The 10,863-nt window shown below is 74.3% G+C and carries 10 protein-coding genes; 5 read left to right on the forward strand and 5 right to left on the reverse strand.

Translation table 11 applies throughout. From position 1 onward, the window contains the following. Positions 1–176: 176 nt before the first annotated feature. Together metF and ACWC91_RS11690 are read left to right on the forward strand one after the other, a co-directional pair. Complete coding sequence (gene metF / locus ACWC91_RS11685) at positions 177–1,100, forward strand: methylenetetrahydrofolate reductase [NAD(P)H] (protein WP_225074299.1); 924 nt, start codon at positions 177–179, stop codon at positions 1,098–1,100. Between the two features lie 56 nt (positions 1,101–1,156). Further along, complete coding sequence (locus ACWC91_RS11690) at positions 1,157–2,179, forward strand: SCO2102 family sporulation regulator (protein WP_450643752.1); 1,023 nt, start codon at positions 1,157–1,159, stop codon at positions 2,177–2,179. Positions 2,180–2,191: 12 nt separating this feature from the next. Here ACWC91_RS11690 and ACWC91_RS11695 read toward each other — a convergent pair whose 3' ends face one another. The 3 genes from ACWC91_RS11695 to ACWC91_RS11705 all read right to left on the reverse strand — a co-directional run bounded on the left by ACWC91_RS11695 (position 2,192) and on the right by ACWC91_RS11705 (position 5,398). Next, positions 2,192–3,688 carry a phytoene desaturase family protein gene (locus ACWC91_RS11695; protein WP_225074297.1) on the reverse strand — a complete coding sequence of 499 codons (1,497 nt, stop codon included), beginning with the start codon at positions 3,686–3,688 and terminating at the stop codon, positions 2,192–2,194. A gap of 89 nt (positions 3,689–3,777) precedes the next feature. Next, positions 3,778–4,395 carry a DUF4126 domain-containing protein gene (locus ACWC91_RS11700; RefSeq protein WP_225074296.1) on the reverse strand — a complete coding sequence of 206 codons (618 nt, stop codon included), beginning with the start codon at positions 4,393–4,395 and terminating at the stop codon, positions 3,778–3,780. Positions 4,396–4,768: 373 nt separating this feature from the next. Continuing rightward, a complete protein-coding gene (locus tag ACWC91_RS11705; RefSeq protein ID WP_225074295.1) occupies positions 4,769–5,398 on the reverse strand; it encodes a TetR/AcrR family transcriptional regulator in 630 nt (209 codons plus the stop codon). 212 nt (positions 5,399–5,610) lie between these two features. On the opposite strand from ACWC91_RS11705, the gene ACWC91_RS11710 reads away from it, so the two are divergent. The 3 genes from ACWC91_RS11710 (at position 5,611) to ACWC91_RS11720 (ending at position 7,929) form a co-directional block, all read left to right on the forward strand. After that, positions 5,611–6,213 carry an SAV_6107 family HEPN domain-containing protein gene (locus ACWC91_RS11710; RefSeq protein WP_450644778.1) on the forward strand — a complete coding sequence of 201 codons (603 nt, stop codon included), beginning with the start codon at positions 5,611–5,613 and terminating at the stop codon, positions 6,211–6,213. A 220-nt stretch (positions 6,214–6,433) separates the two neighbouring features. Beyond that, a complete protein-coding gene (locus ACWC91_RS11715) occupies positions 6,434–7,258 on the forward strand; it encodes a class I SAM-dependent methyltransferase (RefSeq protein WP_281154535.1) in 825 nt (274 codons plus the stop codon). Between the two features lie 275 nt (positions 7,259–7,533). Then, positions 7,534–7,929, forward strand: coding sequence for a DUF3040 domain-containing protein (locus ACWC91_RS11720; RefSeq protein ID WP_141361715.1), 396 nt, complete (start codon positions 7,534–7,536; stop codon positions 7,927–7,929). 218 nt (positions 7,930–8,147) lie between these two features. Here the strand turns inward: ACWC91_RS11720 and ACWC91_RS11725 are convergent, their stop codons facing one another. After that, positions 8,148–10,571 carry a transglutaminase TgpA family protein gene (locus ACWC91_RS11725; RefSeq protein ID WP_450644776.1) on the reverse strand — a complete coding sequence of 808 codons (2,424 nt, stop codon included), beginning with the start codon at positions 10,569–10,571 and terminating at the stop codon, positions 8,148–8,150. After that, a partial coding sequence (locus tag ACWC91_RS11730) for a hypothetical protein (protein WP_450725885.1) occupies positions 10,568–10,863 on the reverse strand: 296 nt, incomplete at its 5' end. The genes ACWC91_RS11725 and ACWC91_RS11730, both read right to left, overlap by 4 nt.

Genomic DNA, 10,863 nt, shown 5'->3' on the forward strand with positions numbered 1-10,863 from the left:
GGCGCGGCGCGACACGGCTGGGCGCGGCGGTGGTCGTCTCACGGCTCGGACAGCAGACCCGGCCCGACCCGCTCATTTCCGGCCCCGTTGTCCGAAGGGTGGACAAGAAGTCGACAATTCAGGCAAATTTCCGGGGCTCGGTTGGGAGACCGCCGCACCCTGGATAGCCTGCCAGTATGGCCCTCGGAACCGCATCCACCAGGACTGATCGCGCGCGCACCGTGCGTGACATGCTCGCCACTGGCAAGAGCACGTACTCCTTCGAGTTCTGGGCGCCGAAGACGGCGAAGGGCGAGCGCAGCCTGTGGAACGCGCTGCGCAGGATCGAGGCCGTCGCCCCCGACTTCGTCTCGGTCACGTACGGCGCCGGCGGCTCCACCCGCGCGGGCACGGTGAGGGCGACCGAGCAGATCGTGTCCGACACGACGCTGACCCCTGTGGCGCACCTCACTGCCGTCAACCACTCCGTGGCCGAGCTGCGCAACATCATCGGCCAGTACGCCGACGCCGGGATCCGCAACATGCTCGCCGTGCGCGGCGACCCGCCCGGCGACCCGATGGGCGAGTGGGTCCCGCACCCCCGCGGACTGACGTACGCCGCCGAACTCGTCCGGCTCATCAAGGAGTCGGGCGACTTCTGCGTCGGCGTGGCGGCCTTCCCCGAGATGCACCCCCGCTCCGCCGACTGGGACACCGACGTCGCGCACTTCGTCGACAAGTGCCGCGCGGGCGCCGACTACGCCATCACGCAGATGTTCTTCGATCCGGAGTCCTACCTCCGACTGCGCGACCGCGTCGCCGCGGCCGGTTGCGCGACACCCGTCATTCCCGAGATCATGCCGGTCACGAGCGTGAAGATGCTCGAACGGCTGCCCCAACTCAGCAACGCCGCCATCCCGGACGACCTCAAAGAGCGGATCCGCGCGGCGGAGCACGATCCGGCGGCGGTACGCTCCCTTGGGATCGAGTTCGCCACCGAGTTCTGCGCACGACTGCGGGCCGAGGGAGTGCCCGGGCTGCACTTCATCACGCTCAACAACTCCACGGCGACGCTGGAAATCTACGAAAACCTGGGTCTGCACCACCGGCCGCGGACCTAGACCGGCCGCACCCGCGTACGACACACTGCGTAACGGCCACTGGGAGAGGGGCGTACATGGGCTGGACGGTCCTCTACATCGCGTTCGGCATCGTCGCGCTGTGGCTGCTGGGCGAGGTGCTGCTGCAGTACAAGGCACGGTTGCGCTGGCGGCTGCTGGCCTTCGCCGGCTTCCTCTGTGTCGTCCTCGGGGTCCTGATCCCGTCCGTCGTCGTGATCGGTCTGGGCGCGGCCGCCTTCGCGGTCGGCCAGACCTACGTCACGCTTTCCTTCCGGCGCGGCTTCGCGGCGGGCTGGGCGGTCAACCGCCCCGGAGTCGAAGGCGGCAAGCCGCGCCGCCGCGGCAAGGCCGAGTACCAGGACCCGACCCTGGAGGTCTCCGACCTCGAGGTGTCCGACGGCGAGACCGGCACCATGGAGGCCCTGCCCAGCCGCGAAGGCCTGTCCTACGGCCACGGCGACGACGACCGCGACGACGTCTTCACCCCCGCCCGCCCCGCCCAGCCCGCGGCCGCCGAGGCCACCGCCGTGTACGAGCCGCAGCCCCTGCCCGACGACACCGGTTCCTACGGCGTCTACGGCGACTCGGCCCACCGGGACGGCACGCAGTCGCCCTATCCGGGGGCCGACCAGACCCAGGACCAGTACGCCACCGCGGCCCAGGGCGCCGACCAGAGCCAGGACCAGTACGCCACCGCGGCCCAGGGCGCCGACCAGAGCCACACCTACGACTACTCGGGCTACGGGCAGCAGGGTTACGGCTACGACGCCTCCGGCCAGCAGCAGTACGCCGCGTACTCCGACCCCTACGCCGGCACCCAGACCTACGGCGGCGGCTCCTACGACACCGGCTACGGCGGTCAGCAGGGGTACGGCCAGCAGGGCTACGGCACCCAGGACGCCTACGCCGGCGGCTACGGCGGTGAGACCCCGGCCGGCGGGGTGTGGGTCCCGCAGCAGCGCACCGACGAGTCCTACGGCGGCGAACTCCCGCAGGAGCAGCAGTCCTACCCGTACCAGGACAACAACCACGGTCAGCCGCAGCACGGCACGGGCTTCGACGAGCAGTACCGTTTCTGAACGCTCCCCGGCTCACTGGGAGCCGCGGAACTCCGGTCCCTCCACGATCAGTCCGGCGACCAGCGCCCCCGACATCCCGGCGTGCGGCAGCCCGCCCCCGGGGTGGGACCAGCCGCCCACGGTGAACAGGCCGGTGAGTCCCGTGGTGTTCGCCGGGTGCAGCAGACGCCCCCGGGCGGCCGCGAGCGCCGGCGCGGGGACGGCCCCGCCCTCCGCGCCCGTCACCCGGGCGATGTCGGCGGGAGTGCGCACCTCGTGCCAGAGCAGGCGGTCGCGGAGCCCGGGTATCGCCCGCGAGGCGACGGCGATCATGCGGTCGGCCTGCTTCCGCGGATCCGCCGAGGCGGACGCCGGGACCGTCGCCGTGAGTGTGACCGCCTCGTGCTCCGGGTCCGGGACCAGTGCGGGATCGCCGGGGCGCGACACCGCGACCGTGGGCCGCTCGGGCAGCCCCGGGGCCGTACCGAACAGCGCGTCGAGTTCGGCCGCGCGGTCCTCGGTGTGCACCACGGTCCGGTGGGCCGTCCCCTCGGGGCGGCCGCCGCGCAGCGCCAGCAGCACGGTCAGGCGGCTGGGCGCACCGGGCTGCGGCGGCACCTCGCCCGCACCCCGCGGGGCCGTACCCCGGACCATGCCGTCCAGCCTCCGGGGAGGCACACCGGCGACCACGAACTCCGCTTCGGCCACGGTCCCGTCGGCGAGCTCCACGCCCGCCGCCCGGCCGTCCTTGTCGACGATCCCCGTGACCTCGGCGCCCTGGACGAACTCGACCCGGCGGGCCAGGCACCGCTCGTACACCGCGCGCGCCAGTTCGCGCAGGCCGCCGCGCACGTACCAGGTGCCGAAGGCGTGGTCCAGGTACGGCAGTACGGCCGCGCTCGCCGGGGCGGTCCGCGGATCGAGGCCGTACGCGAGCGCGTGGCTCTCCAGGAGGGCGGCGAGGCGCGTGTCGCGCAGTTCCCAGGCGCCCACCTCGGCGAGTGTGCCGGCCTGCCGGGTGCGCAGCAGACGCTTGTGCGGCACCGCCGGGTAGGGCTCGCGCTCGGCCAGCACCTGCCAGTTGGGCCACAGCGGCTCCTCCAGGAGCGGGCGGCGGGCGCGGTCCCAGGCCTCGCGGGCCCGCACCAGGAAGTCACCCCAGCGCCGTCCGGCGCCCGCGCCGAGGGCTTCGTCCAGAGCGGCGACGACGCCCGCGCGCGAGACGTTCGGCAGGGACACCTCGGTGCCGTCGGCGAAGACGTGCCGTGCGGACGGGTCCACCTGGACCAGCTCGACGCGGTCCTCCAGCGGCTCCTTGCCGGTCTTGAGGAACAGATCGCGGTAGACCGCGGGCAGTGGGAGCAGGCCGGGGCCGGTGTCGAAGGCGAAACCGTCCCGCTCGAAACGGCGCAGCGCGCCGCCGTACGTCTCCGTACGCTCGTACACCGTCACCCGGTGGCCCGCGACGGCCAGCCGGGCGGCGGCCGCCATCGCGCCCATCCCGGCGCCGATCACCGCAATCCGTGCCATGTGCGCGACTTTATCGGCCGCCACCGACAATCCCGGCCACGGGGGCGTTGACCAGCGGTTTCCCGGATGTGCGGGGGCCGCGGGCGCGGTCAGCCCGGCGGTGACCCCGCCTCGGCCGCGAGCCGGCGTTTCTCCTCCCGGCGCTGGGCCCGGCGGCGCAGGAAGCGGCGGATCCGGGAGACCAGGAAGGCGACGATCACGGCCCCGGCGAGCAGCAGGACGCCCGCGACGACCGCCGCGGCCACCGGATGGAAGATCGCGAAGGTGACGAGTCCGGCCACTCCGAGGTCCTCGGCCAGGCTCACGAGCATGTTGCTCACGGGCTCGGGGGAGGTGTTGACCGCCATCCGCGTCCCGGCCTTCACCAGATGGCTGGCCAGCGCCGTACCGCCGCCGACCAGGCCCGCCGTGACGTCCGACAGCGAGCCGCTCTGCCCCGCGAGCAGCGCGCCGACCCAGGCCCCGGCGACCGGGCGGATCACGGTGTGCGCCGTGTCCCACACCGAGTCCACGTAGGGGATCTTGTCGGCGACCGCCTCCAGCAGGAACAGCACGCCCGCAGCGATCAGCACCTCCGGCCGCTGCAGGGTGCCGGGGACCTCGTCGCTCAGTCCCGTCGCGCCGAAGACACCGAGCAGCAGCACCACCGCGTACGCGTTGATGCCGCTGGCCCAGCCGCTTGTGAACACCATGGGGAGTACGGACACGGAGGTGATCGTAGCCAGCGGGCCGCCCGGCATGCTGGGTGCGGGCACGCAGGACTGAGTATCCGTACCTAGCAGGCGAGATGAGTACGCGCGCGGATGGGCCGCGAACCGCGTGCACGAGAGAGTGGGAGCACGGAAGGGGGCACGGCGCCGGCACCGCCGACACGGGGCGGCGGAACGGCGCGGCCCTCGACCGCTCCTTCCGCCGGCCCAGGCCGCCGGGAGCGAGGCACGGGGGAGCCCGGGGGAAACGACCGGACGGGGCTCGACGGGGGTACGGGAAACGCCGGTGCGCGGTGGCCCGCGGGGGACGCGGCCACGGCGCACCGGCGTTTTCACGTGCCCGGCCCGAGCGCGTGCGGCGGCCGCGGCATCAGAGGCGCCCGCTGACCCGTCCCTGAAGGAGCCGGGACAGTGCCGCGTGCACGTCGTCCAGGGAACGCTGGGGCTGGAAGGACTTCCAGTCCAGCGCGGCCACCAGCACCATGCCGACCAGCGCGGCCGCGGTCAGCGGCACGTCGACGTCCTCGCCGAACTCCCCGTTCGCCATGCCGTCGCGCAGTACGCCCTCGACGACCGCGACCGCCTCCTGCCGCACCACCAGGAGCGTGGACTGCCAGGACCGGTTGGTGCGCCACAGTTCGGCCACGTAGAGCTGGGTGAAGGCCGGGTAGCGGTCGATGAAGACGAGCCCGGCGCGGACCATGGCGTCCAGGGCGTCCACCCGGCTGCCGCCCTCCCGCGCCGTGCCTTCGGCCGCCTCGCGCAGGGAGGCGGTGAGCAGTCCCACGCCGTGCCGCAGCAGTTCCTCGAAGAGGACGGACTTGCTGGCGAAGTTGTAGTAGACCGTGCCCTTGGCGACCCCCGCCCGCTCGGCGATCTCGTCCACCGTGGTGGCGGAGAACCCCTGCTCGGCGATGAGGGTGACGGCCGCCTCGTAGAGCTTCTGCCGGGTGGCCTCGCGGCGGGTACGGCCGCCCGGCGTGGCGCTGCTGCGTTCCATGGCCCTGATTGTCACAGGTCGGCACCTCCCGCAGGACGCGGAAGGGGCGGCCGGCGGCGCGGTCGCGGGAGCGAGCCACGAGAGCCGACGACCCCGGGCCACCGAACGTACGGTCGAAGCAGAATCCCAGGTCAGAACGGATTGTCAGTGCCATACCTCACGATGGGCACATACGGCACCCGTGCCGTCACCCAGACGACAGGAGGTTCGTCATGGCCAGCTCGTCCGCAGCCGCCGCCCGTCGGCACCGCGCCACCGGCCCTGCCCCCTCACTGACCGGCCCGGCGAGCGACGTGCACCCCGTCCCGCGCCGCTCCTCGGCCCCTCCCGCCGCCCTCGGCCTGCTCGCCCGGGCCCGCGCGAGCCTGGAGGAGGCCACCACGCACCGCACGCCGAACGAGCGGTACGCGACGGCCCACCTCGCCGCGCTGCGCACCGCCGCCGCCGTACTCGCCGCGCGGGGACGCCCGGATCCCACCCCGCGCCGCCGGGCCCGCATCAGGAGTGCCTGGGAAGTGCTCCCCGAGATCGCGCCCGAACTCGCCGAGTGGAGCGCGCTGTTCGCCGCGGGCGCCACGCGCCGCGCCCGCGCCGAGGCCGGGATCCACGGCGCGGCCGGCCAGCGGGACGCCGACGACCTGATACGGGACGTGGCGATGTTCATCCGCCTGGTCGAGCGCATGCTCCTCCTCCAGCCGGTCCTGCCCCAGCCCCGCCCCGACACCGACACCGCGACCGGGGCGGGCGAACCGATCGGAGCGAACCCCTCCCACCCCGAGCGCACCCCGTCCCGCGACCTGCCGGACGCGGGCTGACACGCACGGCGCGCGTCCGTACGGCAGTTGCCGCCCCGGCGAACGGCCACGGCGGGGGTGGCGACTGCGGCGGCGCCGGAGCCGAGCGGCAGGTCGGGGGGTGGAGGCAATAGGGTGGAAGGCGCCTGAAGCCCTTCCAGTTCCCGTGCGCCGGGCGGGGAGGGGCAGTCCGATCGCTCCGCCGTGCAAGAGGCGGTGCCGCGCCGAGGAGTCAACTGCCGTGTCGGACCCGATGCGCCCGCCCGTCTCCCCCCACCCTCAGCCGACGTCGCCGCGCCCCGATCCCTCCCGCCCCCGCGCCTCTCTCCGTACCGCCGTGGTCTGGGAGGTCCTGCACGACGCCCTCGACCGCCGGGTCAAGGCCGCGGGCCGGGAGTCCCTGGACGTCCTCGACACCGGCGGCGGCAGCGGCAACTTCGCCGTGCCCGCCGCCCGGCTCGGCCACCGGGTCACCGTCGTCGACCCCAGCCCCAACGCGCTGTTCGCGCTGGAGCGCCGTGCCGCCGAGGCCGGCGTGGCCGACCGGGTGCGGGGCGTCCAGGGCGACGCCCGCGGCCTCTTCGACGTGGTCGAGCGCGGCGGCTACGACGCCGTGCTGTGCCACGGCGTCCTGGAGTACGTCGACGACCCCGCCGAGGGCGTGCGCAACGCGGTGGCCGCCCTGCGCGCCGAGGGCGTCCTGAGCGTGCTCGCCGCCGGTCTCGGCGGCGCCGTGCTCGCGCGCGCTCTGGCCGGGCACTTCAAGGAGGCCCGGCAGGCGCTCGACGACCCCGACGGGCGCTGGGGCGAGGGCGACCCGGTGCCGCGCCGCTTCACCGCCGAGCAGCTCACCGCGCTCGTCGAGGGCGCGGGCCTGCGGGTCGGCGCCGTGCACGGGGTGCGGATCTTCGCCGACCTGGTGCCCGGGGTGCTCGTGGACACCGAGCCCGGAGCGTTGGACGCCCTGCTGAAGCTGGAGGCGGCGGCGGCCGAGCGGCCCGCGTTCCACTCCGTGGCCACGCAGCTCCACGTACTCGGTGAGACCCGGGGTGCGGCCGAGGACTGAGCCGCTTCGCGGGGCGGGGCGCCGACCGGCCCTTCGGCCGGGCATGCAGTCGGCCACAGGCCGCCCGGTCGGCCGCTTCGCGCCGTATGATCGAGGGAGACCGTCCGGCATGACGGCCCGCCCGCCGGGGAATGCAAGCCTCAGCGGACCGGGACGACATGGCGGATTCCGGTTGGCCAATTGGCGCAGAGGGGCGGGTTTCACGGGGGCGATTCCCTGCCTATCCTGAAGGGACCCCCGAGTCGCCCCGGCGACTGCACGATGAGGAGGACTCCGTGCCGCTCTCGGAGCACGAGCAGCGCATGCTCGAGCAGATGGAGCGAGCGCTGTACGCCGAAGATCCCAAGTTCGCGTCGGCGCTCGAGGGAAGCGGGCTGCGTACGTACACCCGGCGGCGGGTCTACCAGGCGGTCGTGGGCTTCCTCGTAGGTATCGCGCTCCTCATGGCAGGAATGGTCGTCCAGCAGCTCATCTGGGTCAGTGTGGTGGGCTTCCTGGTCATGCTGGGCTGCGCCGTACTGGTCGTGACCGGCTGGCGCAAGGCGCCCAAGCCGGGCGAGCAGGCCGCCGGCGGCCCGCAGGCCCGCCGTCAGGCCCGTGCGAAGCGTTCCATGATGGACCGCATCGAGGAGCGCTGGCAGCGCCGCCGCGACGAGCAGGGCGGCCGCTAGCCCGCCGAGCACCACGGTTCTCCGTGAGGGGGTGACCACCACTGGTGGTCACCCCCTCACGCATGTCCGGGAGCCGGAACGGGCGCCGACCGCCTCAGCCGACCGGTACCCCGGCCGGCCGGACCCTCAGCCGACCGGTACCCCGGCCGGCCGGACCCTCAGCCGACCGGAACCCCGGCCGGAGATCTCGGCAGGGCCCCTCAGCCGGAGGCCTCGGCTCAGCCGGAGGCCTCGGCCCCGTCCCCCGAGCCCTGCCGCTCCGACGGCCCGCGCAGCGTCGTCCGGGCGGCGGCGACACGGGCACTGACACGGGACCCGAGCGCGTTCCACCGGGCCGACGCCGCCCAGACCACGCGCACCATGGAGCGCGGGGCGAGCGCGGCCCGCAGCCTGGTGCGCCGGGACGACGTGTCCCGCAGGCCGCCGGTGACCCGTCGGACGTCCTCGGCGAGCCCCGCCACCGGACGCGGGCGCGGCGCGTAGAGGACCTGCTCCACCGCGTCCGCCAGCCGGTGCGCCGAGGCGGCGGCCACCTCGTCGAGGTGCCCGAGGCGGACGATCCGGGCGGCCGCCCCGCGCGGGGTCTGCGACTCGTCCGGCAGGATCCCGAAGTCCCAGGCGGTGTCGCCCAGTTCCTGCCAGACCGCCAGGATGTGCGGCCCCGCGTCCGCCTCGCCGCGCCCGTGCGCGCCCAGCCGCACGGCGCGCATCCGCCGGCGCCACAGGAACGGGGACAGCGGCAGGGCGAGGACCAGCAGGCCGCCCAGCGTCCACCCCAGGACGGCGTACCACTTCGGGCCGCCGTCGCCCTGGACCTGCACGGCCTGCGCGGAGGGGCCGCCGCACTCCTGGAGCCGCCGCAGCTCCGGCGGGCAGCTCTGGTTCGCCGACGGCGCGGCGGAGGGCGCCGTGCTCGCGTCCTGGGACGGCGCAGTCTGCTCCGGCAGGCTGGTGCCCGGCGTGTCCGACTGGGTGTACGAAGGCACCGAGCCGCGCGTCGGGGTCGGCTCGAAGCGGGTCCAGCCGACGCCCTCGAAGTACAGCTCGGGCCAGGCGTGCGCGTCCTTCAGGCCCACCGCCACGGTTCCGTCGCTCTGCAGGGTGCCGGGCGCGAAGCCCACCGCGACCCGGGCCGGTATGCCCAGGGTGCGGGCCATGGCGGCCATCGCGAAGGAGTAGTGCACGCAGAAGCCGCGCTTGTCCTTCAGGAACCGCGAGATGGCCCGGGGTCCGCTGCCTGTCTCGACCTGCGTGTCGTACTGGAAGCCGCCTTCGAGGGCGAACCAGTCCTGCAGCGCGACCGCCTGCTCGTAGTGGTTCGTCGCGCCCTCGGTGACCCGGCGGGCGGTGCTCGCGACGTCCGCCGGCAGCGACTTGGGCACTTTGGTGTACTCGCGCCTCAGCGCCGCCGACGGCTCCGGCGCCGTGGCGAGCTGCTCGGCGGTCGGCCGCACCTGAAGGCTCTTCACCTCGTAGGTCACCCCGCGCGTGGTCTGCTTGTGGTCGCCGACCAGGGTCATGCCCACGGGCTCGTAGCGCCAACTGCCCTTGATCCGCACGGCGCTCGGCGGGTACGGCATCGGCAGCCACTGCTGGGCGTACGAGTCCGCCGCCGAGATCGTCGTGGTGATCTCCGTACGCTTGACGCCGCCGTCCAGGCCCAGCGGGGCGGGGAGCGGATCGGGCACGCCCACGATGTGCCGCTGGGACGGCTTCCAGGTGGTGCCGTCGAAGTCGTCCAGGGACACGATCCGCAGGTACAGGTTCGAGGTGTCGGACGTGTCCGTGCGCAGGGTGATGACCGTGTGGTCCTCGTCGACGTTCAGGCTGTCGCGCAGGGAGACCAGCGGGTTCACCGCGGAGATCGTGCCACCGTTGCCGCTGCCCGAGCCGACTCCGGTTCCGGTGCCGCCGAGCAGCCCGCCCTGCATCGCCGGCAGGGCGAGCGGCACCACCAGGGCGATGCCGAGGGCGAGGGCGCCGATCCGGCGCCCGGTGCGCACCGGGGCGGTCGCGCCGCCCTGCTCGCCGCCGCCCGCGCGCGGTGCCCCCGCAAACACCCGCCCCCACTGCGAGAGCCGGTCCCGGCCCTCGGCCAGCAGCAGCACCAGGTAGCCGGCGGCCGCGATCAGGAACCACCACCAGCCGGTGCCACCGTCGGACAGGCCCGCGGCCACGGAGTACACGGCGAGCAGCGGCAGGCCCGCCGGGGCCGCGCTGCGGAAGGTCACCGCGAGCGTGTCCACGATCAGCCCGATCACCAGGACGCCGCCGACGAGCATCAGGCGGATGCCGTCGGTCTGCGGCGCCGGGATGGCGTACCGCCCGACGTCGTCCGCGCCCTCCCGCAGCAGTTCGGCCAGGTGCCGGAAGGCCTCCGGGCCCGGGAACAGCCCGGCGAAGGCCTGCCCCCGGGCGAAGACCAGGGTGAGCAGCATCAGCGTGGCCAGGGCCTGCGCCGCCACGGTCAGCGGCCGCGCCAGCGGCACCCGCCGGGCCACCGCGCCGACGACCGACTGCACCGCCAGCATCAGGACTGCCTGGAGGATCCACGAAGCGGGGGAGACCAGCGGCAACAGCGCGCACGACGCCGCCAGCGTCGCCGCCGCCGCACACAGCGCCAACCGCGTCCGCCCGCTCATACCCGCCCCTCCCCGACGCCGGTGCCGCTCGTGGGCACGTCGCGCTGGTTTCGGCGCCGGTCCGGGGTCGCCCGGTCCGTCACGTCGTTCATGGTCATCGTGCGGGTGCCGTTCGTGGGCACGTCGCGCTGGTTCCGGCGCCGGTTCGGGGTCGCCCGGTCCGTCACGCCGTTCATGGTCATCGTGCGGGTGCCGCTCGTGGGCACGTCGCGCTGGTTCCGGCGCCGGTTCGGGGTCGCCCGGTCCGTCACGCCGTTCATGGTCATCGTGCGGGTGCCGCTCGTGGGCACGT

Source organism: Streptomyces sp. NPDC001204 (genome assembly GCF_053598035.1).

Coding starts and splice junctions, on each gene's coding strand:
- ACWC91_RS11690 (WP_450643752.1), top strand. CDS start 1,157: ATGGGCTGGACGGTCCTCTACATCGCGTTCGGCATCGTCGCGCTGTGG.
- ACWC91_RS11725 (WP_450644776.1), bottom strand. CDS start 10,571: ATGAGCGGGCGGACGCGGTTGGCGCTGTGTGCGGCGGCGGCGACGCTG.
- ACWC91_RS11695 (WP_225074297.1), bottom strand. CDS start 3,688: ATGGCACGGATTGCGGTGATCGGCGCCGGGATGGGCGCGATGGCGGCC.
- ACWC91_RS11705 (WP_225074295.1), bottom strand. CDS start 5,398: ATGGAACGCAGCAGCGCCACGCCGGGCGGCCGTACCCGCCGCGAGGCC.
- ACWC91_RS11710 (WP_450644778.1), top strand. CDS start 5,611: ATGGCCAGCTCGTCCGCAGCCGCCGCCCGTCGGCACCGCGCCACCGGC.
- metF (WP_225074299.1), top strand. CDS start 177: ATGGCCCTCGGAACCGCATCCACCAGGACTGATCGCGCGCGCACCGTG.